The organism is Phytopseudomonas argentinensis (genome assembly GCF_900113905.1).
GTDB lineage: Bacteria > Pseudomonadota > Gammaproteobacteria > Pseudomonadales > Pseudomonadaceae > Aquipseudomonas > Aquipseudomonas argentinensis.
In genome coordinates this window covers 631,617-656,080 of the sequence record NZ_FORC01000001.1, presented here as the reverse complement: position 1 = coordinate 656,080, position 24,464 = coordinate 631,617, and the positions used below count along the sequence as shown (strand labels likewise).

General features: G+C 64.6%; 24 protein-coding genes and 2 tRNA genes. 11 read left to right on the top strand and 15 right to left on the bottom strand.

Translation table 11 applies throughout. The features are described 5' to 3' along the window. Window positions 1–34: 34 nt before the first annotated feature. From BM154_RS03035 to BM154_RS03025, 3 genes are all read left to right on the top strand, one after another. Window positions 35–499 (top strand): nuclear transport factor 2 family protein, encoded by a 465-nt coding sequence (locus BM154_RS03035; protein ID WP_074880841.1) that lies wholly within the window; start codon window positions 35–37, stop codon window positions 497–499. A gap of 366 nt (window positions 500–865) precedes the next feature. Further along, entirely contained in the window at window positions 866–1,756 is an 891-nt protein-coding gene (locus tag BM154_RS03030; protein ID WP_074880838.1) for a LysR family transcriptional regulator, read from the top strand. A 95-nt stretch (window positions 1,757–1,851) separates the two neighbouring features. After that, window positions 1,852–3,726: an MFS transporter gene (locus BM154_RS03025; RefSeq protein ID WP_074880835.1), complete on the top strand. Its 1,875-nt coding sequence runs from the start codon at window positions 1,852–1,854 to the stop codon at window positions 3,724–3,726. 56 nt (window positions 3,727–3,782) lie between these two features. Here BM154_RS03025 and sugE read toward each other — a convergent pair whose 3' ends face one another. The 3 genes from sugE to rdgC all read right to left on the bottom strand — a co-directional run bounded on the left by sugE (window position 3,783) and on the right by rdgC (window position 6,383). Next, a complete protein-coding gene (sugE, locus tag BM154_RS03020) occupies window positions 3,783–4,100 on the bottom strand; it encodes a quaternary ammonium compound efflux SMR transporter SugE (protein WP_074880832.1) in 318 nt (105 codons plus the stop codon). Window positions 4,101–4,353: 253 nt separating this feature from the next. Continuing rightward, window positions 4,354–5,292, bottom strand: coding sequence for a bile acid:sodium symporter family protein (locus BM154_RS03015; protein ID WP_074880830.1), 939 nt, complete (start codon window positions 5,290–5,292; stop codon window positions 4,354–4,356). Between the two features lie 170 nt (window positions 5,293–5,462). Next, window positions 5,463–6,383, bottom strand: a complete 921-nt coding sequence (rdgC, locus tag BM154_RS03010; protein WP_074880827.1) for a recombination-associated protein RdgC — start codon at window positions 6,381–6,383, stop codon at window positions 5,463–5,465. Between the two features lie 322 nt (window positions 6,384–6,705). Here rdgC and BM154_RS03005 point away from each other — a divergent pair. Then, window positions 6,706–6,781: transfer RNA gene (locus tag BM154_RS03005), tRNA-Val, on the top strand. Between the two features lie 12 nt (window positions 6,782–6,793). Beyond that, a tRNA-Asp gene (locus tag BM154_RS03000) sits at window positions 6,794–6,870 on the top strand. A gap of 121 nt (window positions 6,871–6,991) precedes the next feature. Here the strand turns inward: BM154_RS03000 and BM154_RS02995 are convergent. The 5 genes from BM154_RS02995 to BM154_RS24260 are packed head-to-tail and all read right to left on the bottom strand — an operon-like array spanning window position 6,992 to window position 9,074. Then, window positions 6,992–7,648: a DUF3618 domain-containing protein gene (locus BM154_RS02995; RefSeq protein ID WP_074880825.1), complete on the bottom strand. Its 657-nt coding sequence runs from the start codon at window positions 7,646–7,648 to the stop codon at window positions 6,992–6,994. After that, complete coding sequence (locus BM154_RS02990) at window positions 7,645–8,049, bottom strand: phage holin family protein (RefSeq protein ID WP_074880822.1); 405 nt, start codon at window positions 8,047–8,049, stop codon at window positions 7,645–7,647. Before BM154_RS02990 ends, BM154_RS02995 begins: the two co-directional genes overlap by 4 nt. Continuing rightward, window positions 8,049–8,459, bottom strand: coding sequence for a hypothetical protein (locus BM154_RS02985; RefSeq protein ID WP_074880820.1), 411 nt, complete (start codon window positions 8,457–8,459; stop codon window positions 8,049–8,051). The genes BM154_RS02990 and BM154_RS02985 overlap by 1 nt, the downstream gene beginning before the upstream one ends. A gap of 44 nt (window positions 8,460–8,503) precedes the next feature. Then, on the bottom strand, window positions 8,504–8,905 hold the full coding sequence (locus tag BM154_RS02980) for a YgaP-like transmembrane domain (protein WP_074880817.1): 402 nt from the start codon (window positions 8,903–8,905) through the stop codon (window positions 8,504–8,506). 25 nt (window positions 8,906–8,930) lie between these two features. Further along, entirely contained in the window at window positions 8,931–9,074 is a 144-nt protein-coding gene (locus BM154_RS24260) for a hypothetical protein (RefSeq protein WP_170286255.1), read from the bottom strand. Window positions 9,075–9,320: 246 nt separating this feature from the next. Here BM154_RS24260 and BM154_RS02975 point away from each other — a divergent pair, with 246 nt between their 5' ends. Continuing rightward, window positions 9,321–11,108 carry a thiamine pyrophosphate-requiring protein gene (locus tag BM154_RS02975; protein WP_074880814.1) on the top strand — a complete coding sequence of 596 codons (1,788 nt, stop codon included), beginning with the start codon at window positions 9,321–9,323 and terminating at the stop codon, window positions 11,106–11,108. A 195-nt stretch (window positions 11,109–11,303) separates the two neighbouring features. Here the strand turns inward: BM154_RS02975 and BM154_RS02970 are convergent, their stop codons facing one another. Continuing rightward, entirely contained in the window at window positions 11,304–11,807 is a 504-nt protein-coding gene (locus BM154_RS02970; protein ID WP_074880810.1) for a CinA family protein, read from the bottom strand. A 146-nt stretch (window positions 11,808–11,953) separates the two neighbouring features. On the opposite strand from BM154_RS02970, the gene BM154_RS02965 reads away from it, so the two are divergent. Both BM154_RS02965 and BM154_RS02960 read left to right on the top strand, forming a co-directional pair. After that, on the top strand, window positions 11,954–12,754 hold the full coding sequence (locus BM154_RS02965) for a glucose 1-dehydrogenase (RefSeq protein ID WP_074880807.1): 801 nt from the start codon (window positions 11,954–11,956) through the stop codon (window positions 12,752–12,754). Further along, on the top strand, window positions 12,747–14,558 hold the full coding sequence (locus tag BM154_RS02960) for a glycoside hydrolase family 15 protein (RefSeq protein ID WP_074880803.1): 1,812 nt from the start codon (window positions 12,747–12,749) through the stop codon (window positions 14,556–14,558). The genes BM154_RS02965 and BM154_RS02960 overlap by 8 nt, the downstream gene beginning before the upstream one ends. Before the next feature lie 22 nt (window positions 14,559–14,580). Here BM154_RS02960 and BM154_RS02955 read toward each other — a convergent pair whose 3' ends face one another. The 5 genes from BM154_RS02955 to BM154_RS02935 form a co-directional block, all read right to left on the bottom strand. Then, window positions 14,581–15,435, bottom strand: coding sequence for a DMT family transporter (locus BM154_RS02955; protein ID WP_074880801.1), 855 nt, complete (start codon window positions 15,433–15,435; stop codon window positions 14,581–14,583). A gap of 359 nt (window positions 15,436–15,794) precedes the next feature. Beyond that, the gene (locus BM154_RS02950; RefSeq protein WP_074880798.1) at window positions 15,795–17,264 is read right to left on the bottom strand and encodes a sodium:solute symporter family protein; all 1,470 of its coding nucleotides are present in this window, start codon (window positions 17,262–17,264) and stop codon (window positions 15,795–15,797) included. Window positions 17,265–17,378: 114 nt separating this feature from the next. Continuing rightward, window positions 17,379–17,771 (bottom strand): RidA family protein, encoded by a 393-nt coding sequence (locus BM154_RS02945; protein WP_070886682.1) that lies wholly within the window; start codon window positions 17,769–17,771, stop codon window positions 17,379–17,381. Window positions 17,772–17,793: 22 nt separating this feature from the next. Further along, complete coding sequence (locus tag BM154_RS02940) at window positions 17,794–19,251, bottom strand: N-acyl-D-amino-acid deacylase family protein (RefSeq protein WP_074880795.1); 1,458 nt, start codon at window positions 19,249–19,251, stop codon at window positions 17,794–17,796. Window positions 19,252–19,254: 3 nt separating this feature from the next. After that, window positions 19,255–20,118, bottom strand: a complete 864-nt coding sequence (locus tag BM154_RS02935) for a MurR/RpiR family transcriptional regulator (RefSeq protein WP_074880793.1) — start codon at window positions 20,116–20,118, stop codon at window positions 19,255–19,257. A 173-nt stretch (window positions 20,119–20,291) separates the two neighbouring features. Between BM154_RS02935 and BM154_RS02930 the strand changes: the two genes are divergently transcribed. The 3 genes from BM154_RS02930 to BM154_RS02920 all read left to right on the top strand — a co-directional run bounded on the left by BM154_RS02930 (window position 20,292) and on the right by BM154_RS02920 (window position 23,687). Further along, complete coding sequence (locus BM154_RS02930) at window positions 20,292–21,512, top strand: amino acid deaminase (protein WP_074880791.1); 1,221 nt, start codon at window positions 20,292–20,294, stop codon at window positions 21,510–21,512. 73 nt (window positions 21,513–21,585) lie between these two features. Then, entirely contained in the window at window positions 21,586–22,527 is a 942-nt protein-coding gene (kdgK, locus tag BM154_RS02925; protein WP_074882335.1) for a 2-dehydro-3-deoxygluconokinase, read from the top strand. 104 nt (window positions 22,528–22,631) lie between these two features. After that, a complete protein-coding gene (locus tag BM154_RS02920; RefSeq protein ID WP_074880788.1) occupies window positions 22,632–23,687 on the top strand; it encodes an NAD(P)H-dependent flavin oxidoreductase in 1,056 nt (351 codons plus the stop codon). Window positions 23,688–23,767: 80 nt separating this feature from the next. Here the strand turns inward: BM154_RS02920 and BM154_RS02915 are convergent, their stop codons facing one another. Then, window positions 23,768–24,037 carry a hypothetical protein gene (locus BM154_RS02915; RefSeq protein ID WP_074880784.1) on the bottom strand — a complete coding sequence of 90 codons (270 nt, stop codon included), beginning with the start codon at window positions 24,035–24,037 and terminating at the stop codon, window positions 23,768–23,770. Window positions 24,038–24,464 lie beyond the last annotated feature (427 nt).

Below are 24,464 nucleotides of genomic sequence, written 5' to 3'. Positions count from 1 at the left end.
ACCTATGTTCTCAACCCCAGCAAGGAGTTCCGCCATGTCCCGTCCACCGCTGCCGCCGTTCAATGAACAATCCGCCATCGAAAAGGTACGCCTGGCCGAAGATGGCTGGAACAGCCGCGATGCCGCCAAGGTGGCGCAGGCCTATACCCTCGATACCCGCTGGCGCAACCGTGTCGAATTCGTCAGCAACCGCGCCGACGCCGAAGCCTTCCTGACCCGCAAATGGAACCGCGAGCTCGACTATCGGCTGATCAAGGAGTTGTGGGCCTTCACCGGCAACCGCATCGCCGTGCGCTATGCCTACGAATACCGTGACGACAGCGGCCAGTGGTTCCGCGCCTACGGCAACGAGAACTGGGAGTTCGCCGAAGACGGTCTGATGCGCGCCCGCCACGCCAGCATCAACGAGCAGCCGATCAGCGAGGCCGAGCGCAAGTTTCACTGGCCGCTGGGGCGCCGGCCGGATGACCATCCGGGGCTTAGCAGTTTCGGGTTCTGATAGCCTGTTCACGCGCTTTATAAGCGTGTGAAGCTCGGCGCCGGTAGCAGGCAGGGATTGCGACAAGGCAAATGCGGCCGGCCGTACTGCGATTGCAAACCTGCTCATATTGGTGGGCTGAAGCGGATCGCCGCCCGGCCCACCCTACGAGGCTGGCACGATCTGTAGGGTGGGCTTCAGCCCACCACTGCAAATGGCCGCTCCTGCCACCTTCCTGCCACCGGTTTTGCTTTCCAGAATCAGCCTTGAGTGATCCTGAACGCGCTCTGCGTATGCAGTTGTGCACCCACTCGGCGCCATCAGATACGGCATACTCCCTTGGCTGCGCCACCAGCGCAGCCAGCGCTTGAACAGAGGAGTGGGCAGATGGATCGTTGGCAGGCGATGCGGGTATTCGTGAGGGTCGCGGAGACGGGCAGTTTCGCCAGCACCGCGCGGCAGATGCATATGAGTGCGCCGGCGGTGACGCGCATCGTCGCCGGCCTCGAGGATCTGATCGGCGCACGGCTGCTGGTGCGCACCACGCGCTCGGTAAAAACCACCGATGCCGGCAGCCGCTATCTGCAGGACTGTCGACGGATTCTCGGCGATATCGCCGAGGCGGAGCTGGCCGCCGCCGGTCATTACGCCGAGCCGTCCGGCACCCTGGCCGTCACCGCGGCGTCGATGTTCGGTCACCTGCACGTGCTGCCCCTGGTGCTCGATTACCTGGATGTCTACCCGGGCATGCATGCGCGCACCTTTTTCGTCGACCGCCCGGTGAACATCGTCGACGAGGGCATCGACGTGGCAATTCGTATCGGCCACCTGGCGGACTCGGGCTTCACCGCCATCCAGGTCGGCTCGGTGCGTCGGGTGATCTGTGCGGCGCCGTCCTACCTGGCGAAATATGGTGTACCGGCAACGCCCGCCGAGCTGAAACACCACCGTATCGTCGTTTCGCAAAGCGCCTGGGCCTCGCCGGAGTGGCGTTTTGCCGAGGGCCAGCGGGTGCTCGTCGATCCCGTGCTGCAATCCAACACCAACGAGTCGGCGATCGCCACGGCGCGCGCCGGCTGGGGGTTGACCCGGGTGCTCAGCTACCAGGCCGGCCCGTCGCTGCAGGAGGGCGCGCTGCAGATCGTGCTCGAGGCCTTCGAGGAGCCGCCGCTGCCGATTCACGTGTTGTACCCCGAAGGCCGGCAGGCGCCGGCCAAGGTGCGCGCCTTCGTCGACCTGGCGGTGGCGCGGCTGCGCGGCAACCCGCTGTTCAGCTGAAAAGGCGCCGCGGTCTACAAAAAACGGCACGGCTGTGGCTTTGCCCGGGCTGTTGCAGTCCAATGCTCATCGAATCCGCAAAGGGAAAGGTATCGATGAGTCAGCAATCGCAATTCGCTCTGCTGAAAAGCCGGCGCTTCCTGCCGTTCTTCGTGACGCAACTGCTCGGCGCATTCAACGACAATATCTTCAAGCAGTCGTTGATCCTGGCGATTCTTTTCAAGCTCAGCCTGGAGGCGGACCGCGACCTGCTGGTCAACGTCGCGGCCATGCTGTTCATCCTGCCGTTCTTCCTGTTTTCCGCCCTTGGCGGCCAGTTTGGCGAGAAGTTCGCCAAGGATCTGCTGATCCGCCGGCTCAAGTTCTTCGAGATTTTCATCATGGCCGTCGGCGCGGCTGGCGTGCTGCTCGGCAGCCTGCCGCTGATGCTCGCGGTGCTGTTCACCATGGGCCTGCAGTCGGCGCTGTTCGGCCCGGTGAAGTACTCGATTCTGCCCCAGGCGTTGAAACCCGAAGAGCTGGTCGGCGGCAACGCGCTGGTGGAAATGGGCACCTTTCTGGCGATCCTGGCGGGCACCATAGGCGCCGGCCTGATGCTCACCAGCGCCCACTACAGCGTGATCGTCGCCGCGTCGGTGGTGCTGGTCGCGGTGCTCGGCTACCTGTCGGCGCGGGGTATTCCACGGGCCAGTGCCGCGCTGCCCGATCTGGTGCTGGACTGGAACATCTTCCGGCAAACCTGGCTGACCCTGCGCATGGGCCTGACGCAACCCAAGGCGGTGTCGCGCTCGCTGGTCGGCAACTCGTGGTTCTGGTTTCTCGGCGCCGTGTACCTGACGCAGATTCCGGCGTACTCCAAGGAGTGGCTGCACGGCGACGAGAGCGTGGTCACCCTGATCCTCACCGTGTTCTCGGTGGGCATCGCCCTGGGCTCGATGCTTTGCGAGCGCATGAGCGGGCGCAAGGTGGAGATCGGCCTGGTGCCGTTTGGCTCCATCGGCCTGTCGCTGTTCGGCATTCTGCTGTGGGGGGCGTCGGGTGGTATTCCCGAAGCAGCGCAGCCCTATGACTGGCTGGCGCTGCTGGGCTTTGGCCATGCCTGGTGGGTGCTCGGTTCAATCCTCGGCATCGGCGTGTTCGGCGGCTTTTACATAGTGCCGCTGTATGCGCTGATCCAGTCGCGCACCGCCGAAGACGAGCGAGCCCGGGTGATCGCCGCCAACAACATCCTCAACGCGCTGTTCATGGTGGTATCGGCGCTGGTGTCGATCCTCTTTCTCAGCGTCGCCGGGCTGTCGATCCCGCAGCTGTTCCTGGTCATTTCGCTGATGAACGTGGCGGTGAACAGTTACATCTTCAAGATCGTCCCCGAATTCACCATGCGCTTTCTCATCTGGCTGCTCGGCCATTCGATGTACCGGGTGACGCACAAGGGCCTCGAAGCGATTCCGGAAGAGGGGCCGGCGGTGCTGGTGTGCAACCATGTATCGTTCGTCGATGCGCTGCTGATCGGTGGTGCGGTGCGCCGGCCGGTGCGCTTCGTGATGTATTACAAGATCTACAACCTGCCGGTGCTCAACTTCATCTTCCGCACCGCCGGTACGGTGCCGATTGCTGGGCGCAGCGAGGATCTGCTGGTGTTCGATGCGGCGTTCAAGCGCATCGGCGAATACCTGCGCGACGGCGAGCTGGTGTGCATCTTTCCTGAAGGCAAGCTGACAGCCGACGGGGAGATCGACGAATTCAAGGCCGGTGTCGAGCGCATCCTTCAGGACAACCCGGTGCCGGTGATTCCCATGGCGCTGGGCGGGCTGTGGGGCAGTTTCTTCAGCCGCGACCCGCAAAAGGGGCTGTTCCGCCGCTTCTGGTCGCGGATCGATCTCACCGCTGGTGCGCCCATCGAGGCCGCGGCAGCGACGCGGCAGGTATTGCAGGCCGAGGTGCAGAGGTTGCGTGGGGATAATCGCTGAGCTGGGCGATTGAACCCGGGGAAACAAAAGCCCGCCAATCGGCGGGCTTTTTCATGTCAGCCGTGGCTCATCTTCAGACCGACCAGACCACAGACGATCAGCGCCACACTGGCCAGGCGGATCAACGCCATGGACTCACCAAACAGGATGATGCCGGCGATTACCGTGCCCACCGCGCCGACGCCCGTCCAGATCGCGTAGGCGGTACCCAATGGCAACTCCTTCATGGCCAGGCCCAGTAGGCCCAGGCTGACCAGCATGGCGGCGATGGTCAGCACGGTCGGAAGAGGGCGGGTGAAACCGTCGGTGTATTTCAGGCCGACGGCCCAGCCAACCTCGAACAGGCCGGCGAAAAACAGAATGATCCAGGACATATGACCCTCACGGATAGCGGTGGGGTCGTCCCCGGTAGTCAGGCACTTGAACCCGGGGTCGTCCTCGGCGTGCCCCACTATTGTGCATGATGCAGTTGTCAGGGCAAGCCGGCTGGAAGCGAGGTGTTGCGATAAAGCAGATCGTCGTATCCAAGCGTGCAAGAGCACCCTGCCGTCAATTCATGACTGGCTGGTGGGCTGAAGCTGTAGGGTGGGCTTTAGCCCACCAGTTGCGGTTGCTGCTAACGCCAGCCTACTTGTCGCGGTCATCCTTGATGCGGCGCAGCACGGTGGCCAGCATCGCCCCGGAGAGGTTGTGCCAGACGCTGAACAGCGCGCTGGGCACCGCTGCCAATGGCGAGAAGTGGGCGCTGGCCAGGGCGGCGCCGAGCCCGGAATTCTGCATGCCGACCTCGATGGACAGGGTCTTGCGCTGCGCCAGCGGCATGCCGGTCAGCACGCCGGCCAGGTAACCGAGACCCAGGCCCAGGCTGTTATGCAGCACCACCACGGCCATGATCAGCAGGCCGGACTCGGCGATTTTCGCCTGGCTGGCCGCCACTACTGCAGCGACGATGGCGACGATTGAAACCACCGAGACCAGTGGCAGCACCTCGACGGCCAGCCTGACCCGCTCGCCCAGCAGGCGCTGGGCGACCAGGCCAAGGACGATCGGCAGCAGCACCATCTGCAGGATCGAGCTGAACATCGCCCAGAACGACACCGGCAGCCACTCGGAGGCCAGCAGCCAGATCAGTGCCGGGGTGACGATCGGCGCCAGCAAGGTGGTCACCGCGGTAATGCCGACCGACAGCGCCACGTCGCCCTTGGCGAACCAGGTAATAACGTTCGAGGCGGTGCCGCCTGGGCAGCAGCCCACCAGGATCACGCCAACGGCGATTTCCGGGGGTAGGGCGAACAACTGGCAGAGCAGCCAGGCCATGCCGGGCATGATGATGAACTGCGCCAGCACCCCGATCAGCACGCGCAGCGGGTGCCGGGCCACTTCACGAAAATCTTCGGTCTTGAGGGTCAGGCCCATGCCGAACATGATCAGCCCGAGCAGCGGCACGATAAACGCGGTCAACGGCAGAAACGCACTGGGGATCATGAACGCCAATACGGCGAACAGCAGAACCCAGATGGCGAAGGTGTTGCCGACGAAGCGGCTGAGGGCGATCAAGGCGGACATGGCGAGGTTTCCCTAAAGAGCGGTGGCAGGCTCCGGGGGGCAGAGCGCTGGCTGGCGGTCAGTTATTGTTGGGTGTGCAGGTGCGCAGAGGGCGCGGCAGGCGGGCAAGGATAGCAAGGTGGACGGAAAAAACGCCGGCTACGCGCCCCAATCCACCTTGCGGGTTCAACTCAGAGGCCTTGCGGAGTGTCTTCGCCGCCCAGGGCTTCGAACAATGCCGGCAGGAACTCGACCAGGGTCATCATCATCAGCGTGAAGCTGGCGTCCTGCTGGCTCAGGTCATCATCACCGCCATCCTGCTCGGCCTGCTCCTGCAGCAGGTCCTCGAACTTCAGGCGCTTGACCACCAGCTTGTCGTCGAGCACGAAGGACAGCTTGTCCTGCCAGGCCAGGGACAGCTGGGTGACCTGCTTGCCCGAGCTCATGTGCAGTTGCACTTCTTCGCCGGTCAGGTCCTGGCGCTTGCAGCGCACGATGCCGCCGTCTTCGTGGGTGTCGCGCAGCTCGCATTCGTCCAGCACGTGGAAATCGGCAGCCGCTTTCTGGGCCTTGACCCAGTCTGTCATGGTGGCGCTCGGGGCGATCTTCACGGTCAGCGGGCGCACCGGCAGCGAGCCGATGGCTTCACGCAGGGTGGAGAGCAGGTCCTCGGCGCGCTTGGGGCTCGAAGCGTTGACGATGATCAGGCCCTGGGCCGGTGCGATGGCGGCGAAGGTCGCCGACTTGCGAATGAAGGCACGGGGCAGGAAGGCCTGAACGATCTCGTCCTTGATCTGCTCGCGCTCCTTCTTGTAGACCTTGCGCATCTGCTCGTTTTCGATCTCGTCGACCTTTTCCTTCACGGCGTCCTTGACCACGCTGCCGGGCAGGATGCGTTCTTCCTTGCGTGCCGAAATCAGCAGGAAACCCTGGCTTTCATGCACCAGCGGCGCATCTTCGCCCTTGCCGAACGGGGCGACGAAGCCATAGGTGGCCAGTTCTTGACTGGCGCAGGGGCGGGCGGGCTTGGCAGCCAGCGCGGTTTGCAGCTTTTCGGTGTCGAAATCGACGTCCTGGGTAAGGCGGTAGACCAGCAGGTTGCGAAACCACATGAGCGGGGTGTCTCCAGTTAGCGGATGGGCGCCGCGGCGCACAAGAAATCATCAATTCGGGCGCAAGGCTGCTGCCGAGGTGGCAGAGCATGGGCAGTCTGGCGGCGGTGAGGACGCTCGCCGCGCGACGATCAGACCCGCGCGAGGGCGCATTATTCCTTTCACTGGGCGATTAGGCCAACCCTGTATCGAGGCGCGCGAATATTTGTGGGCTGAAACCATGATGATTCCTAAGCCTTTGGAACGCCGATAATTTTTTTTCGCCAGGGGGGTTGCCAAGGTGCAGGTCGCTCTCTAGAATGCGCCCCACTTCGAGAGTGAAGGGTGATTAGCTCAGCCGGGAGAGCATCTGCCTTACAAGCAGAGGGTCGGCGGTTCGATCCCGTCATCACCCACCAATCGAGGTATGCGCAGCGGTAGTTCAGTCGGTTAGAATACCGGCCTGTCACGCCGGGGGTCGCGGGTTCGAGTCCCGTCCGCTGCGCCATATATCGCTTCCAGGGCCCACTGAACACCCGGAAGCAACGCAAAAAAGCGCCCTAGGGCGCTTTTTTCGTTTCTGCGATTCACTGGTGGGGGACGCTGCACGCGGCAGCGGCCTCAGTGAATCAGATGGAGCCGGGACGGAAGGGCGGTTCGTCGTCCAGCTCGTCGAAGCCTGCTTCGATATTCGGAACATCGTAGGCCTGCGATTCGGGTTGCTCGGCAGGTTGCTGTCGGCGGCCGGCGCCCAGAAGACCTCCCACCGTGCCGAGTGCCAGGCCCGCTGCGGCAAAGGCCCAGGGACGTTGACGCACTGCCTGGCTCAAGGCACCAGCGCCTTGCTTGACCTGCGCGCTGGCGGCGCTCGCCCCGTCACTGAGGTCATGCAGCTTCTGCCTGAGCGCCTGGGTGCTGCGGTCCAGCGAGTGCTTGGCGTGATGTAGCGCGTCGGCAAGCGACTCGTGATCGGCAGGCCGTTCAGGCTCGGGCGCCATGTGGGCGTGCCTGCGGGTCTGCTCCAAGGCCAGCCACGCCAGGCCTATGGCGGTCATCGCCACGGGAACGGGGTTGGCCTTGAGGGTCTGGCCGAGGCGTTCGGCCATTTCCAGGCCACCGCTTTCACGCCCGTAAGCCAGGGCGCTGTCGATCAGCCGTTGCGGCGTCAAGCGGGCCTCGACCTCATCGATCAGGGCGTCGATACGGTTACGCTGCAGGTCGATTTCCTGTTCGAGAACTTCCGGCGGTTTGCGCGATTCGGCTGCGATGGTGCTGTGGGTGCTCATGACATTTGCCTCTGCACCGCTTCCTTGTCTTTCTGCAAGGAATCCAGGGTGCGCTCGGGGGTAAGTTCGGAGGAAGTGAATTTCTGCTGGCCGACCTTGAGCATCACCAGGCCGATGACCACCACCACGATGCCGACGATCAGCGCTGCCAGCCACGGCGGCAGCACTTCGCTCAGGCCATAGACGGCAGAGAGCAACAGCATCAGCAATCCACAAAGCAGCACGATGGCGCCGCCTGCGACAGCGGCGATGCCGGTCTTGGTAGCCTGCAGGGAAGCATTGAGCTCGACCTTGGCCAGCGCCAGTTCCTTGGTGAACAGTGTCTGTACTTCACCGGTCAGCTGGCGTAGCAGGCCGAGCAGGGAGGGCTCATGCTGAGGTTGCCGTGGTTCCTGGCTCATCACAGGGCTCCTTTGCGCGGATGTTCGTCGGTGCCGCGGCGACGCTGGCACAGCACCCGGCTCACGGCGAACCCCAGGGCCAAGCCGCCAGCCGCCAGCCACAGGGGGTGGGTGCGGGCAAAGCGGTCGACGCCTTGCACCGCCTGGCTGCGGTAGTCGTTGAGGGCATCGCGCAGCACGGCCAGTTGGCGGGCTGCCTCCTGCAGGCGATCGGGGGACTGGGGGGCGTCCGGGTTTTCCAGGTCGGCAATGGTGGAGCGGGCGATATGCGCCAGGGCCTCGAGGTCATCGGTATGCGACTGTTCGGCCTGAATACGCGCGCGCAACTGCTGCTCGGCGTCCTGTTGCCAGTGCCCGGCAATGACCTTGGCAGGGCGCTTGTGCGGGCGATCGTTGTTGTCGTTGTCCATATGACTACACCTGTTGATGCTGTGAAAGGCTGTTGCTTGCCTGCTTAGCGACTCTGCTCGCGGCTGGCGAGTTCATCGGCGATCGGCGTGACGATATCCACCGGCGCTACGGGTACCGGCGGTACGGGGGCGGAGCGGGTACGGTCGGCGACTTCCTCGGCCATCAGCACCAGCTCCTGCAGGCGCTGCACCCGGGCACGCAAATAGCGAATCTCGGCCAAGGGGTCATCCATCGCGCTTTTCACGCTGCAATGACCACTGAGCCCGCGCATCAACAGCAGACCGCCGACACCCAGCTGGCGCCGGCCTTGCTCGCCCTGTTTGCTCGCGCCCAGTATCGCCAGCAATACCCCACCGCCGAGGGACAGCAGGCGCTCCCAGCCTCTGACGTTCTGGCATGCCGGGCCTTGTGGTTCGGGTTGCGATTGCGGTTCGAAGGCGACCATGTATTCACTCCTGATGGTGGATGAACTAGCCGGTCACGCCCGTACAGACGGGGTCGGGCTGTGGCTTGTCCGGTAGCGCATCATTGTCGGGATCATGGGGCGGGCCCAGCGGAGAGGGTTCGACTGGCAAGTCGGGTGCCTGGCTCGGGTCGGGTATCTGCTGGGTCATGCCGCATCCCTCGGTTCGTTGCTATACGGGTTTGAGGGTCACCGGCGCTGCACGTTCGATCTTTTTGCCGGAGCAACCGTGCGCAGCGGTTGAGGCAGAAAACCTAAACCTCTGGGTTTGCGCTCCGGTCAAGATTGCTATCGGGCAGGCAAACTGTCTGGTCGAGCCGTCGCGCCACACAGCCGTCGCGTGGCAACTCCATCCATGTCGGCCCCGCTGCGGGCCTGAACTTCGAGCGAGTTTTCCATGAGCATGACAGTCGCAGACTTCATCGTTGAACGCCTTTATCAATGGGGCGTTCGGCGCATCTATGGCTATCCGGGAGATGGCATCAACGGCGTGTTCGGCGCGCTGGCCAGGGCCGAGGGCAAGATACGCTTCATTCAGGCCCGCCACGAGGAAATGGCCGCCTTCATGGCCGCGGCCGACGCCAAGTTCTCAGGTGACCTGGGCGTTTGCATCGCCACCTCCGGTCCCGGCGCGGCCCATTTGCTCACCGGCCTGTACGACGCACGCATGGATCATATGCCGGTGCTGGCGATTGTCGGGCAGCAGGCCCGTACCGCGCTGGGCGGGCATTACCAGCAGGAGGTGGATCTGCTGTCGATGTTCAAGGACGTGGCGGGCGCCTTCGTGCAGCAGGCCAGTGCGCCGTCCCAAGTAAGGCACCTGGTCGACCGCAGCATTCGCACCTCACTGGGCGATCGGCGGGTGACCGCGATCATCCTGCCCAACGACCTGCAGACCCTGCCTTACGAGGAACCGGCCCGGGAGCATGGCACCCTGCATTCCGGGGTCGGTTACAGCCGGCCGCGCGTGGTGCCCTATGAAGCTGACCTGCAGCGTGCGGCGGATGTGCTCAATGCCGGCAAGAAAGTGGCGATCCTGATCGGCGCCGGCGCCCTGGGGGCTGGCCGAGAGGTGACCGCGGTGGCTGATGTGCTCGGTGCCGGCGTGGCCAAGGCGTTGCTGGGCAAGGCAGCGCTGCCAGATGACCTGCCCTGGGTAACCGGTTCGATCGGCCTGTTGGGCACCAAACCCAGCTATCAGATGATGAACGAGTGCGACACCCTGTTGATGATCGGCTCGGGCTTCCCCTACGCCGAGTTCCTCCCTAAGGAAGGCCAGGCGCGCGCCGTGCAGATCGACATCCAGGCGGACATGCTCGGCTTGCGCTACCCCATGGAGGTCAACCTGCAGGGCGATGCGGCGGACACCCTGCAGGCCCTGCTGCCCTTGCTCGAACGCAAGACCTTGCGCACCTGGCGCAAGCGTATCGAGCGTTGGACGGCGCAGTGGCAGACCACCCTGAAGCGTCGTGCCATGGCCTCGGCCTCGCCGATCAATCCGCAGCGGGTCGCCTACGAGCTTTCGCCGCGCCTGCCCGATCGCGCGGTGGTGACCAGTGACTCCGGCTCCTGCGCCAACTGGTTCGCCCGTGACGTGAAAATGCGCGAGGACATGCTCTGCTCGCTGTCCGGCGGGCTGGCATCCATGGGCGCGGCGGTGCCCTATGCCATCGCCGCCAAGTTCGCCCATCCGGATCGCCCGGTGGTCGCACTGGTCGGCGATGGCGCGATGCAGATGAACAACATGGCCGAGCTGATCACGGTGGCCAAGTATTGGCACGAGTGGCAGGACAAGCGCTGGATCTGCGCGGTGTTCAACAACGAAGACCTCAACCAGGTTACCTGGGAGCAGCGGGTGATGGAGGGTGATCCGAAGTTTTCGGCGTCCCAGGACATTCCCAGCGTTGCCTATCACCAGTTCGCGGAGTCCATCGGCCTCAAGGGTATTTACGTGGACCGCGAAGAAGATGTTGCCGCCGCGTGGGAGCAGGCGTTCGCCGCCGATCGCCCGGTGCTGATCGAATTCAAAACTGATCCCGACGTGCCGCCACTGCCGCCACACATTACCCCGGCCCAGGCCAAGGCCTTCGCCGCCACCCTGTGGCAGGGCGATCCGAATCAGGGGGGTATTCTGCGCCAGGCGACCAAGCAGGTGCTGGGTTCGATCCTGCCGGGCAAGCGCTAGGGGTTATTGTGGCGACGCGAGCCGCGTCGCCACGATAAATCGTGCCACGCGGGCAGCTACCCGCAGCAGGAGGACGCAGGCAATGGACAAGCCTTGACCTGTTCCCTTGCCAGCTCCTCCAGCAACGCATGGCGAGATTTATCGCTCACCCCCAGGCACCGCGCGACCGAGCGAGGCACGCCGGCAGGCCGGGCGTCAGGCCCGGCTTTCAGCGAGCAGTTGAGCGTGTCGTTCCGGCAGGCGCAGCAGGGCGAAGCGCGCTGCGTCATCAAGAATCCTTGAGCGGTCGCCGTTGAAGTGCTCGGTGCTGGAAAACAATCGGATGGCGCCGTCTGGCAGCCGAAATGCCCAGGCGAAGCACAGGGTGCCGGCGGGGATCTCGCCCTGGGGTTCCGGTCCGGCCACCCCGGTGGTGGCCACTGCCACATTGGCCGGGCTGCCTTCGAGGGCGCCATTGGCCATGGCCCGGGCGACCTCTTCACTGGTCAGATTGAAGTTGTCGAGGGTGTGCTGGCTGACGCCGAGCAGACGCTTCTTGGCTGCCGGAGAATAGACCACGTGGCCGCTGTCCAGGCATTCGCCACTGCCGGGGTGCTTGGCGAGCAATGCCACCACCATGCCCGCGGTGCAGGATTCTGCGGTGGTCAGGTACAGCTTGTGGCGCTTCAGGTAGGCGAGCAGGCTTTCGATTTCTTGCATGGCGACGTTCCTCTACTGTCGATTCTTCTTTGATTGGCGACAGGGCAGGTAGGTGCTGGTGTGCTGATCGACGGCAGTGGGCTTTTACCTGAACTCCGCCGCTTGTCGGTCGGTCAGGTGTAGCAAGTCGAGACAGGGGAATCGCCATGCTCATCTCTCTGCAGTCACAGGTTGCGCTGGTCACCGGCGCCAGTTCGGGTATTGGCGCGGCCTCGGCCAAGGCGCTGGCGGACGCGGGTGCCGCGGTAGTGCTCAACTATCGATCCGGGCGTGAGGCCGCCGAGCGCCTTGCCGCAGAAATTGCTGATCAAGGCGGGCAGGCGATAGCCGTGAAGGCCGACGTTTCCAGCGAGCAGGAGGTCGAGGCGCTATTTGCGGAAACCCTCTCCACCTTCGGGCGCCTGGATATCCTGCTGGCCAACTCCGGCATGCAGCGCGATGCGCCCACCGTGGACATGAGCCTGGAGGAGTGGAACCAGGTGCTGCAGGTCAACCTCACCGGCCAGTTCCTTTGCGTACGTGCCGCCCTGCGGCAGTTCGCCAAACAGGGTATTCGAAAAGAGGTTTCCCGCGCTGCCGGCAAGATCATTCAGATGAGTTCGGTGCACCAGCTGATTCCCTGGGCTGGGCGTGCCAACTACGCCGCCTCCAAGGGCGGGCTCGACCTGCTGATGCGCAGCGTGGCGCAGGAGGTTGGCGAGCAGCGCATCCGCGTCAACGCCATTGCGCCGGGAGCGATCCGCACCGCGATCAATCGCGAGGCCACCGAGGGAGCGGCCGCCGACAAGCTGCTCGAGCTGATTCCCTATGGTCGCATTGGTGACGCCGAGGACATTGCCAATGCGGTGGTGTGGCTGGCCTCCGATGCCGCCGACTACGTCCACGGCACGACGCTGTTCATCGATGGCGGCATGAGCCTTTATCCGGAGTTTCGTGACAATGGCTGATATCCAGAACCAGCAGATGCCCATCGAAGCCCACGGCATCATTGGCGACATGCGCAGCGCGGCACTGGTGGCCGACAGCGGTTGCGTGGACTTTTTCTGCTGGCCGGATTTCGACAGCCCGTCGATCTTCAGCGCCTTGCTCGATACGCCAGAGGCGGGTGTCTTCCAATTGGCGCCGGATCTGCCAGGGGCGCGGCGCCAGCAACTCTATCTGCCCGATACCAACGTGCTGCAGACGCGCTGGCTGGACGAGCAGGCGGTGGTGGAATGTACCGACCTCATGCCGATCAACACCGATGTCGACGCCGCGCCGCGGCTGGTTCGCAATATTCGCGTGATATCCGGCAGCACCACCATTCGCCTGCGTTGTCGGGTGCGGCATGACTACAGCCGCGCCGAGACGGTCGCCGAGGTCGATGGCGAGGATGTGCTGTTCCATGCGCCCGGTCAGCCGAGCTTGCGGTTATCTGCAAGCCAGGCGCTGAGCGTCGATGATAACTGCGCCGTTGCCGAGTTCGAGTTACGCGAAGGCGAGCATGCCGAGTTCGTGCTGGGCGCGCCGGATGATCCGCTGGTCGCTGCCGGTGCCTGCGAGCATTGCCTGCAGGAAACCCTCCGGTACTGGCGGCGCTGGATGAAGCAGTCCAACTACCGTGGTCGCTGGCGCGAGATGGTGCATCGCTCGGCGCTGGCGCTCAAGCTGCTGACCTCGCGCAAGCACGGCGGCATCATCGCCGCCGCCACCTACGGACTGCCCGAGGCGCCAGGCGGCGAGCGCAACTGGGATTACCGCTACACCTGGATTCGCGACGCCTCGTTTACCGTCTATGCCTTCATGCGCCTGGGTTTTTCCGACGAGGCCAATGCCTTCATGCGCTGGGTGCGCGACCGTGTCGATGACTGCTCGGAAACGCCCGCGCACCTGCGCATTCTCTACAGCCTGCGCGGGCAGCACCAGTTGCCGGAAACTTCTCTCGATCACCTGGCCGGCCATGGCGGTGCGAGGCCGGTGCGCATCGGCAACGAGGCCCACGAGCAAACCCAGCTGGATATCTTCGGCGAGCTGCTGGACGCCGTGTACCTGGCCAACAAGTACGGCGAGGCGATCTCCCACGAGGGTTGGAAACATGTGGTGGGCATCGTCGACCAGGTCTGCGACAGCTGGCAGCAGAAGGACGTGGGCATCTGGGAGATCCGCGGCGAGGAACAGCACTTTCTACACTCGCGGCTGATGTGCTGGGTGGCCCTGGACCGTGCCATTCGACTGGCCCAGAAGCGCTCGCTGCCGGCACCTTTCGCACGCTGGAACGATGAGCGCCAGGCCATCCATGACGATATCTGGAACAACTTCTGGGACGACGACTGCGGCCATTTCGTGCAGCGCATCGGCTGCCAGGACGTCGACGGTTCCATGCTGCTGATGCCGCTGATGCGTTTCGTCGCTGCCACCGACCCGCGCTGGCTGGCGACCCTGGAGGCCATCGAGCAGCAGCTGGTGCGTGACGGCATGGTCTATCGCTATCGCACCGACGATGGGCTCGAGGGCGAAGAGGGCTCCTTTATTGCCTGCTCGTTCTGGTACGTGGAGTGCCTGGCGCGCGCCGGCAGGCTGGAAAAAGCCCATCTGGAGTTCGAGCAGTTGCTGCGTTACGCCAATCCCCTGGGCTTGTATGCCGAGGAGCTGGATCGGCGCGGCCACCACCTGGGCAATACGCCCCAGGCGTTGAGCCACCTGGCGCTGATCAGCGCGGCGAGCTTTCTAGACCACCGGCTCAGCGGCGAGCGCACCACCTGGCAGCCTTGATAGGGCTGCCATCCATGAGTCGCTAGCGCTTGCTGTGCAGCCCGGACCAGGCCACCGCGCCGAGAATCAGCGCACCGCCGAGCAGCATGCTGGCGGTCGGCACGGTGCCGAAGAGCAGCCAGGCACCAGCGATGGCGTAGATCGGCTCCATGGTGATCACTACCGCCGCCGTGTGAGCACGCACATGGCGCAGCGAGGCGATGAACAGGCTGTAAGCCAGCGCAGTACACAGCACGCCCAGCGCTGCCAGTTGCCACCAGTCCCGGATACTGATCGTCGGGATCTCCGGCAGGCACCAGAGCAGCAAGGCCAGGCTGATGGCCAGGCATTGCCACCAGCAGGACACCAGCCCGTCGACCTTGCCGGAGACATGCTTGTTGGCCACCGCGATCGCCGCATACACCGCGCCGGACAGCACGCCGTAGAGCAACCCGACAGTGGCGCCATCGCGCAGATCGAATGACGGCGTGATCAGCAGCAGCCCGATCGACACCAGCAGCAGAATCCAAAGATCGGCACGCCCAAGGCGCTGGCCGAACACCAGCCACTCGATCAGGGCGGTAAAGGCCGGGAACGATGCAAAGCCCAGGGTTGCCACGGCCACGCCGCCGGTCTGCACCGCCATGAAGAACAGCAACCAATGCGCGCCCAGCGTCACCCCCGTGGCCAGCAGGGTGGCGGCGGTGCGCGGATTCGCGGCGCGCCATGGGCGTTTGTTCAGGCACAGGCAGAAGAGGCTCAGGGCCAGCAGGGCGAAAGCCGAGCGGCCCAGTACGATCATGCTGGCGCTGACCTTCAACGACTCGCCGAACAGCGCCGAGACGCCGACCAGCAAGGCGGCCGCGTGGAGTTGCAGGTGGGCGGTGCGAGAGCTCATCGGGTAGAACGCCTGGGAAATGCAGCACAGTGCGGGAAGGTTTGCGTCGCACGCTAGAGCGCGCGGGCCGGCAGCCCTCTAAGGTGCCGGTTACCGCGCATGTTTAAAAGCGGTTTTGGTCTGCCACGCTCTCAGGAAGGGCCCCTTCGGCTCGACCTCAGCGCGTTAATAGTAAAAAAGGCGGGAGCGGACATTGGTGCATTACCTGTGGGAGTGGGCGGGGGCGCCTAGTCCATGCCCGCGAAAAATAACGGGCATGGACTAGGCGTTCCTGCCCGTCCCCCAAATTGAATCGCTGAGTGGCGACTTCTGCCTTGTCGCAGCCTCTTTACGTCGCCTGAAAGATCGTCACCAGGTTCTCAGGAAACGATCCGCACCGGCGCTTCCATCGCCTCGCGCTCTTCGGTCACCCGGGCTAGCGCCTGTTCCGGGGTGATCTGGCAGCGCGGGGTGAGCAGCGATACCAGCACGCCGGCTACGACTGCCGCGATAACCGCGGGAATGCTCGGGTTGCCCCAGTAGGCGCTCCAGCCGGCATGGCTGATGATCGCCAGCGAGGTGCTGGAGGCCGCGACCAGCGTGGCGATCGCGCCTTGCCAGTTATAGCGGCCCCAGAACTTGCCGAGGATGGAGCAGACGAACATGCCGGCCATGACCGTGGCGATCATCTTGGTGATGTAGCTGATGATGTTGTCCGAGGTGAGGGCGAAGGCCAGGGCCATGCCGATGGTGAACAGCAGGGCGAAGCGCGAATAGCGCACCACGCGCTCGGCCGGTGGGGTGTGGCCGGTGACCAGGATGTAGAGGTCACGCATCATGATCGACACACCCGCCAGGGCATCCGAGCTGGCACTGGACATGGTCGCGGAGAGGCCGGCGATCATCACCAGCAAGCCCAGCCAGAGCGGCAGCACCTGGGTGGCCAGGAACGGGAACGCGTAATTGCTGTTTTCCAGGTTAGGCGCCAGGGTGTGCGCGGCCATGCCGATGATCGCCGGAATGATGGAGAAGCCCAGGTACAGCACCCCGGTGACGATAAAGGATTGGCGGACGCTGGCCACCGAATCCGCCGAATAGATGCGCTGGCGGAAGGACGGCGTTGCCAGCACGCCGATGGCGACCACGGCGGCGAGGGAGATCGCCGGGATCGGCCCCAGGCTGCTTATGCCCAGAAAACCGCTGGTACTGATGTCCATGTTGTCAGCCAGGTGCTCGAAGCCGCCAATCTCGATCAGCGCGAACACCGCCATGGCGATGAAGCCGATGAACAGCAGAATGGCCTGGATGGTGTCGGTCCACACCACGGCCAGGTAGCCGCCGATGACGCAGTACAGACCAAAGCCGATGGCCACCACGAATTTGGCGGTATCCAGGTCGATATCGGTAATCCACGCCAGGTACATGCCGCCGCCGAGGATATGGGCGCCCAGCCAGCCGATACTGGCGATGTAGATCAGCAACGCCACCACGTTGCGCACGATGCGGCTGCCGCCCACGTAGTAGGCCAGCTCCTCGCTCATGGTCATGAAACGCAACTTGCGCACCGAAGCGAACAGCACGGCCAGCAGCAGAATCCCGATGGCCCCGCCAATCCCGTACAGCGCGCCGGCCCAGCCGTTGTTGTAGCCGAAACCCACCGCGCCCATGCTCGAGCCGGTGCCAACCATGGTCGCGATGGTTGTGCCGATGGTCAGAAACAGCGGAATGCTGCGCCCGCCGAGGAGAAAGTCGTCGCCGGTGGAGCGATGGTGGCGAGAAACCCACCAGCCCAGCGCGATCATGGCCAGGAGGTAGACGAAGAAACTGCCGAGAAAGATGTTGCTGTTCATACCTGACCTCAGATTGGAATGATTGTTGATGAGGTAGCTGTCAACGAGCCGGGCGGTGCGGCGCCGGCTCGGTCGTGCGGTGATGAAAGGGTGGTTCTCCTCCGGGCAGTAGGCTCAGGCGCGCGATGCCTTGAAGCACTTCACGTCGACCTCGACCTTGCAGTCGACCACCAGGTCCTGAACGCTGCAGATGCGCGCCGGCGGGTGGTCGCCGAAGATTTCCTTGAAGACCTTGTTGAACGAGCTGAAATAGCGCGCGTCGGTGAGCACGGTGGTCACATGCACCACGTCTTCGACGCCGTAGCCGGCCTCGGCCATGATGTCGAGGCAGTTCTGGAAGGCCAGTCGCGATTGTTCGATGATGCCGCCTTCGACCACCTCGCCATCCTTCATGGGCGTCTGGCCGGACACATAGAGCCAGCCACCGGCTTCCACCGCGCGTGAGAACGGCAGCTTCTGCCCGCCGGTTCCGGTTCCGCCTTCGGCGCCATAACGTTTGATGCTCATGGGTTTTCTCCTTGGATCATGATCAGGATTGGGGGGATTGAGTGGAGCGTTTGAGCAGGCGGCCGGCGCGCGCTTCGAGTTGTCCCTGGCGATAGGCCACAGCGCCGTTGACCAGTACCAGTTCGATGCCCTGCGCCGCCGCGATGGGGTCGGCGAAGGTGGCGCGGTCACGCACCTCGGCAAAGTCGAACAGCGTCAGGTCGGCAAAGGCGCCGACGCGAAGCTCGCCGCGATCGGCCAGGCCGAAATTGCGGGCGGACAGACCGGTCATCTTGTGAATGGCCTCGGGCAGGCTGAACAGGCCCTGGTCGCGGCAGAAATGCCCGATCACCCTTGGGAAGGCACCCCACAACCTGGGGTGCGGATGGGGATCGTTGGGCAGACCGTCGGAGCCGACCATGCTCAGCGGGTGCTGCAGGATGCGCCGCATGTCGTCTTCGGCCATGTTGTGATACACCGCGCCGGCCGGCTGCAGGCGCCGCGCAGCATCGAGCAGCGAGACGCCCCAGCTGGCCGCGATGGCTTGCAGGGTCTGGCGCGCCATCTGCGGGTGCGGGTCGGACCAGGTGATGAAGATCTCGAAGTCGTCGGTGACCTGGCCAAGATCCAGGGTCGAGGAGCCGGCGGTGTAGGGATAGCAGTCGCAGTGGCAACTATGCTGCCGCGCCGCCCACTCGAGTTTTTCCAGGGCCAGTGGTGCCGTGCCCCAGTTGCCCACGCCCGCGCATTTGAGGTGGGAGATCACCAGCGGCGCCTGGCCATGGCGGGCGGTGGCCACGGCCTCCTCCATGGCGTCGAGCAGCCCGGCGAACTCGTCGCGCAGGTGGGTGGTGTAGATACCGCCGGCCGCGCCGACCTCTTCGACCAGGGCGTGCATCTCCGCCGCGGGCGCATGCCGCGCATTCATGTAGGCCAGGCCCGAGCTCATGCCGATGGCGCCATCGGCCAGGGCCTGGCGCAGAGCGCTGCGCATCTGCTGGATTTCCTCGGCGCTGGCCGGGCGGTCGAAACGCTCCATGAAGTTGGCGCGCAATGCGGTATGCCCGACCAGCGCCGCGACGTTGACGCTTGGCTGCGCCGCGCCTACCGCTTCGGCATAGGCAGCGAAGCTCGGGTAGCGGAAATCCTCGAGCCGACCCAGCAGGTTCATCGGGTCGGGAACGTCGGGGCCGGGCAGGCGCACCGGCGACGCGCTGATCCCGCAGTTGCCGACGATGACCGTGGTGATGCCCTGGGTGAGCTTGGGCAGCATCTGCGGCATGCGGATGACGTTGCTGTCGTCATGGGTGTGCACGTCGATGAAGCCGGGAGACAGGCAGCGGCCGTGGCCCTCGATACAGCTGTCCGCCGACCAGTCGTGCAGATCGCCGAGGGCGACGATGCGCTCGCCGCGCACCGCCAGGTCACCCCGATAAGGCGCGGACCCGGTGCCATCGATGAGCTGAACGTCACGGATCAGCAGGTTGGCGTGCTGCGACATGACTCAATCTCCCAATGGCTGGCGGTTGTCGCCGCCACGGTGGCTGTCGAGGGTCAGCTTCAGGCGCCGCAGTTTGTCCCGTGAGCGCTGCCGGTGGCGCAACGCCAGGCTCATGGCGAGCACGTCGATGGCCGCCAGCATGGCGTAGCGCGATGACGAGGGGTGATAGATGAAGTCGGTCTCCCGGGCGGCGATCGGCAGGATCACGTTGGCCTGCTGCGCCAGGGGCGAGTCCGAGGCGGTCAGCGCCAGCACCTGGGCGTCGTAGCTGCGGGCGATGCGCGCCGCATCGACGATTTCCGGGGTGAAGCCGGTGACCGACAGCGCCACCACCAGATCGCTGGGGTCGAGCGTGGCGGCGACCATGCGCGGCATCAGCGCCTGGGAATAGGCGCTCACGGCATAACCCAGGCGCACCAGGCGGAACTGCATCTCCTGGGCGAGCACCACCGAGCCGCCACCGGCACCAAAGATGACGATCTGCCGGGCGCCGTCGAGCAGATCGAGGGCGCCTTCGATATCGGCGTTGGCGACCAGCTCGCGGTTGAGGTCAAGGGTCTGCTTGGCGATCTCGTATACCGCGCCGATGCCGTCTTCCTCGCTGGCTTCCTGGATGAAACGGCGGCCCACGGCCAGCGATTGCGCGAGGCGCAGCTTGAGTTCACGCACGTCCTGGCAGCCGATGGATTTGGCGAAGCGGGTGACGCTGGCATCGCTGACACCGGCACGGGCGGCGATGGTGGAGATATTGGCGCTGGTCACGAAGTCGATATCGTCGATGATCATGGCCGCGACCTTGCGCTCGGCCTCACGCAGGGTCGGATAGCGTTCGGTGATACGCGACAGGATGTCGATTTCCAGATTCACTTGTAAGGCTCCAAGGCTGACCCAGGCAAGGCTGAAAAGCCTTGCCTGGCTTCTGTTAATTTCTAACTTAAAAATTTTATTTGTGATAGTTATTTTCCGTGATTCAATCCAATCGACCCTGCAAGGCGCGCTTTCACGGCCGGACGCGCCCAGAAAACGAGAAGGATCCAGACATGAAACCTGCTGAACAGAACGACGTGCCGGCGAGCGGCGTTGAGAAAGCCGCGATCATCGGAACCGGGCGGGCCTTGCTGCGCGACATCAGCCTGCCGGCCGCCGTGGTGTATCAGCGCCCTCTGGCGCACAACATCGCCTGGATGCAATCCTTTGCCGAGCGCCATGGCGCGCGGCTGGCGCCCCATGGCAAAACCACCATGACCCCGGCCCTGTTCCGCCGCCAGCTCGAAGCCGGGGCCTGGGGCATCACCCTCGCCACTGCCACCCAGTGCATGGCGGCATTCGAGCACGGCGTAACGCGCCTGCTGATGGCCAACCAGCTGGTCGGCGCGGCGAACATGGCATTGGTGGCCGAGCTGATCACCAGGGGCGCCGAGTTCCACTGCGTGGTCGACAGCGTGGAAAACGTCCAGGCGCTGGATGGCTTCTTCGCTGCCCGCGGCCTGCGCTTGCAGGTGATGATCGAGCTGGGCGTCGAGGGCGGCCGCTGTGGTGTGCGCAACGATGGTGAGCTGGAAACGCTACTGGCGGCGCTGGAGCAGTCGAGCGCGCTGGTGCTGTCCGGCATCGAGGGCTACGAGGGCATCATTGGCGGGCAGACGCCCATCGCCGATGTGCGGGCTTATGGCGCGCGGCTGGTCGATACCCTGATGCGCCTGAAACGCAGCGCTGCGTTTAGCGCCGATAAACCGGTGGTCACCGCGTCCGGCTCCAAATGGTTCGATCTGATTGCCGAAGCCTTCGACCGCGCCGATCTGCGCGGCCAGTACATCCCGCTGCTGCGTCCCGGCTGCTACGTGGTGCATGACCACAAGCTGTACGCCGGTGCGATGGAAGAGGTCAAGGAGCGGCATGCGGATCTGCAGGGCGAGCTGTTGCCTGCCCTGGAAGTGTTCGCCCATGTGCAGTCGCTGCCCGAGCCGGGCCTGGCCATCGTCGCGCTCGGCAAGCGCGACATCGGCTGCGACCCCGACTTGCCGATGCCCCAGTGCTTGTACCGAGAGGGCCAGGCCCCGCAGGACGTGCGCGGCTGGGGCGTGCGCATGATCATGGATCAGCATCTGTTCCTGTCGGTGCCGGCTGGCGAGACGTTGGCGGTCGGCGACATTATCTCCTTCGGCACCTCGCACCCCTGTCTCACCTTCGACAAATGGCGGCAGGTGCTGCTGGTCGATGAGGCGCTGGACGTGGTGGAGGTGATGCCGACGCGTTTCTGACGACCGGCAGTTGGCCCATTCAATCCTGGTGCATGCGGATGCAGGAGCTTCCATGACGATTCCTTCCAATGAGATGGCCCCAGTGAGGGTCGGCCTGATCGGCGAATGCATGGTCGAGCTGCAACGGCAGGCTGACGGTGGTATGCGCCAGAGCTTCGGGGGCGACACCTTGAATACGGCGGTTTACCTCAGCCGCCTGTGCGGCGCCGAGGACATAGCGGTCGACTACCTCACCGCCCTCGGTGACGACCCCATGAGCCAGGCGATGCGCGCGCGCTGGCGTGAAGACGGCGTCGGTGATGGCCACGTGCGCGTGCTGGCGGATCGACTGCCGGGCCTCTACATGATCCAGACCGACGCCGAAGGCGAGCGGAGTTTTCTGTATTGGCGGGGCGAATCCGCTGCCCGCTACTGTTTCGATGGGCCGGGCGCCGAGCAGTTGCTCGCCACCCTTGGTGACTATCACACGCTCTATCTCAGTGGTATCAGCCTGGCTATCCTCACGGTCGAGGGGCGTGAGCGTCTGTTGGCAGCCTTGCGCCAGGCGCGCAGCAGGGGTACGCGCATCGTCTTCGACAACAATTACCGGCCGCGGCTGTGGCCAGGTGCGGCCGAGGCGCGAAAGCATTACGAAGCGCTGCTGGGCCTGGTGGACATCGCACTGGTCACCTGGGAGGACGATGTCGCCGTATTCGGTTTCGCCACCCCGCAGCAGCTCTTCAGTCATTACGCAGGCCTCGGCGTGGGCGAGGTGGTGATCAAGCGTGGCGCGGCCAGTTGCCTGCTGCAAAGCGCTGATGGCCGCGTCGAGGTGGCCCCCGAGCCGGTCGAACAGGTGGTCGACACCACGGCCGCTGGTGATTCCTTCAGCGCAGCCTACCTGGCCGCTCGCCTGCGTGGCGGCCGGCCCGAGGCGGCGGCACGCTGGGGGCACCGCCTGGCGGGCAGCGTGATCCAGCACCCGGGCGCGCTGATGCCCCTGGCGGCGATGCCGAGCATGCCGGCGCTCGGCTGACTGGCTGCATCGCACAGTGCCAGGGCTATCTGCGTCGTGGCCCTGGTGAGGCCAGTTGCGCTATCTTCCGGACTCCCTGATTAGGCTTCGTTGAGGATCGCCGTATGAGCTGCGCCGTTTTGGGTATCGACCTTCCGATCATTCAGGCACCCATGGCGGGCACCGCCACGCCGGCCCTGGCCGCGGCGGTCAGCAACGCGGGCGGGCTGGGCTCGATCTCCATCGCCGCGGTGCAGGCCGAGGCGGGGCGGCAGATGATCCGGGAGACGCGCGCGGGCACCCGCAAGCCTTTCAATATCAATGTGTTCTGCCATCGGCCCAGCGTTGCCGACCCCGCCGGGGAGCAGGCCTGGCTGACGCATCTGCAGCCTTATTTCGCCGAGTTCGGGGTGCCGGCGCCTGACTCGATCCGCGATATCTATTGCAGTTTCCAGAACGACGAGGGTCAGCTGGAGGTGTTGCTCGAAGAGCGGCCGCCGATCGTCAGCTTTCATCTGGGCTTGCCCTCGCAGGCGCGTATCGATGCACTGAAAAAGGCCGGCATCATTCTGCTGGCATCGGCGACCACGCTGGAGGAGGGCCTGCTGGCGCAGGAGGCGGGCATCGACATCATCGTCGCCCAGGGCATCGAAGCCGGTGGCCACCGCGGCGTGTTCGACCCGCAGCGTGGCGACCAGGGCATCGGCACCCTGGCCCTGGTGCGGGTGCTGGTCAAGCACCTGTCCCGCCCGGTGATCGCCGCCGGCGGCATCATGGACGGCGCCGGCATCGCCGCGGCCATGAGCCTGGGCGCCTGCGCCGCACAACTGGGCACCGCATTCATTCTCTGCCCCGAGTCGGCCGCTAATGACACCTACCGACGCATGCTGAGCAGCCAGCGGGCGCAGGTGACCCAGGTCACCACGGTAATTTCCGGGCGCCCGGCGCGCGGTATCGTCAATCGCTTCATGGCCGAGGTGGGCGCGCCCGGTCATCCTGAAGTGCCGGGTTTTGGTATCGCCTACGATGCCGGCAAGCAGCTGATCGCCGCGGCCGCCAAGGCCGGCAACGCCGAGTTCGCGGCCCATTGGGCTGGGCAGGGGGCGGCGCTGGCGCGAGCGATGCCGGCAGCCGAACTGCTGGATCTGTTGTGGCGCGAGTACCTGGAGGCACGTGCCTAAGGCCGTACGCAGTCGGTGGCGCTGTCAGGGAAAGGCGCATGGGCCGACGACGGCGTCGGCCCGGGGGGATGGGGTGCGGCTCAGGCCGAGTGCAGCTGCACTTCTTCGATGCTGTCCACACGGCTGGGCGCTTCGACGCCGGTCAATTCACTGATCAGCACCCATTGCTGATCCAGCTCGCGGCTCACCGAGCCGAGGCGGGTGATCATCTTCGAGGCGGCAGAGCGAACGCCGCTGTCATCGCTGCGCAGCAGATCGAAGGACAGGGCCGTCATGGCGGCGGTCATATGGGTGATGCTGCGTGAGGTGAGGGTGAGCAGTTCGGTCAGCTGTTGTTCTTTGGCGTTCATCTCTTGCTTCCTTGACTGGACGAGTCGATGCACAGCATTGAGGGAGATCTGTGTCAGGCCATCAGATCCTTGATGGGCCGGCAGTGTGGCGCTGTTCACGGTGCAGCGCCGAGCTGCGAGCAAAATGATATCACCGTCACGCCAGGGGCTGGCAATATGCTGCACAGCGCGAAATGAAAATATTTCCATGCTCGTGCTGCATCCGGCATGACTCGAAAGCTCCTGTGGTACCGATAAATGTTAGTCGACCCGTGCGCCAGAGCAGCCGCAACGTTTAAACTGCGCCTCGCCAGCCGACGGACGGGCTTCGTCCAGCCGCGGCCAGCAGCGCCCACTGTAAGAAGTTGTCGCATGCCGGCAAGGCCGGCCCATGAGCACCCCCTACAATCTTTCGCATCGCAGGTTCTGTCCGGCCTGCGTGTCTCGT

What these genes read in the sequence shown, in the direction of transcription:
- BM154_RS02985 (WP_074880820.1), bottom strand. Translation starts at nt 8,459, where the DNA reads ATGGACAACGACAACAACGATCGCCCGCACAAGCGCCCTGCCAAGGTC.
- sugE (WP_074880832.1), bottom strand. Translation starts at nt 4,100, where the DNA reads ATGTCCTGGATCATTCTGTTTTTCGCCGGCCTGTTCGAGGTTGGCTGG.
- BM154_RS02975 (WP_074880814.1), top strand. Translation starts at nt 9,321, where the DNA reads ATGAGCATGACAGTCGCAGACTTCATCGTTGAACGCCTTTATCAATGG.
- kdgK (WP_074882335.1), top strand. Translation starts at nt 21,586, where the DNA reads ATGGCCCCAGTGAGGGTCGGCCTGATCGGCGAATGCATGGTCGAGCTG.
- BM154_RS02965 (WP_074880807.1), top strand. Translation starts at nt 11,954, where the DNA reads ATGCTCATCTCTCTGCAGTCACAGGTTGCGCTGGTCACCGGCGCCAGT.
- BM154_RS02970 (WP_074880810.1), bottom strand. Translation starts at nt 11,807, where the DNA reads ATGCAAGAAATCGAAAGCCTGCTCGCCTACCTGAAGCGCCACAAGCTG.
- BM154_RS03030 (WP_074880838.1), top strand. Translation starts at nt 866, where the DNA reads ATGGATCGTTGGCAGGCGATGCGGGTATTCGTGAGGGTCGCGGAGACG.
- BM154_RS03015 (WP_074880830.1), bottom strand. Translation starts at nt 5,292, where the DNA reads ATGTCCGCCTTGATCGCCCTCAGCCGCTTCGTCGGCAACACCTTCGCC.
- rdgC (WP_074880827.1), bottom strand. Translation starts at nt 6,383, where the DNA reads ATGTGGTTTCGCAACCTGCTGGTCTACCGCCTTACCCAGGACGTCGAT.
- BM154_RS02930 (WP_074880791.1), top strand. Translation starts at nt 20,292, where the DNA reads ATGAAACCTGCTGAACAGAACGACGTGCCGGCGAGCGGCGTTGAGAAA.
- BM154_RS02995 (WP_074880825.1), bottom strand. Translation starts at nt 7,648, where the DNA reads ATGAGCACCCACAGCACCATCGCAGCCGAATCGCGCAAACCGCCGGAA.
- BM154_RS02950 (WP_074880798.1), bottom strand. Translation starts at nt 17,264, where the DNA reads ATGAACAGCAACATCTTTCTCGGCAGTTTCTTCGTCTACCTCCTGGCC.
- BM154_RS03025 (WP_074880835.1), top strand. Translation starts at nt 1,852, where the DNA reads ATGAGTCAGCAATCGCAATTCGCTCTGCTGAAAAGCCGGCGCTTCCTG.
- BM154_RS02940 (WP_074880795.1), bottom strand. Translation starts at nt 19,251, where the DNA reads ATGTCGCAGCACGCCAACCTGCTGATCCGTGACGTTCAGCTCATCGAT.
- BM154_RS24260 (WP_170286255.1), bottom strand. Translation starts at nt 9,074, where the DNA reads ATGACCCAGCAGATACCCGACCCGAGCCAGGCACCCGACTTGCCAGTC.
- BM154_RS02955 (WP_074880801.1), bottom strand. Translation starts at nt 15,435, where the DNA reads ATGAGCTCTCGCACCGCCCACCTGCAACTCCACGCGGCCGCCTTGCTG.
- BM154_RS02980 (WP_074880817.1), bottom strand. Translation starts at nt 8,905, where the DNA reads ATGGTCGCCTTCGAACCGCAATCGCAACCCGAACCACAAGGCCCGGCA.
- BM154_RS02990 (WP_074880822.1), bottom strand. Translation starts at nt 8,049, where the DNA reads ATGAGCCAGGAACCACGGCAACCTCAGCATGAGCCCTCCCTGCTCGGC.
- BM154_RS03035 (WP_074880841.1), top strand. Translation starts at nt 35, where the DNA reads ATGTCCCGTCCACCGCTGCCGCCGTTCAATGAACAATCCGCCATCGAA.
- BM154_RS02915 (WP_074880784.1), bottom strand. Translation starts at nt 24,037, where the DNA reads ATGAACGCCAAAGAACAACAGCTGACCGAACTGCTCACCCTCACCTCA.
- BM154_RS02945 (WP_070886682.1), bottom strand. Translation starts at nt 17,771, where the DNA reads ATGAGCATCAAACGTTATGGCGCCGAAGGCGGAACCGGAACCGGCGGG.
- BM154_RS02920 (WP_074880788.1), top strand. Translation starts at nt 22,632, where the DNA reads ATGAGCTGCGCCGTTTTGGGTATCGACCTTCCGATCATTCAGGCACCC.
- BM154_RS02960 (WP_074880803.1), top strand. Translation starts at nt 12,747, where the DNA reads ATGGCTGATATCCAGAACCAGCAGATGCCCATCGAAGCCCACGGCATC.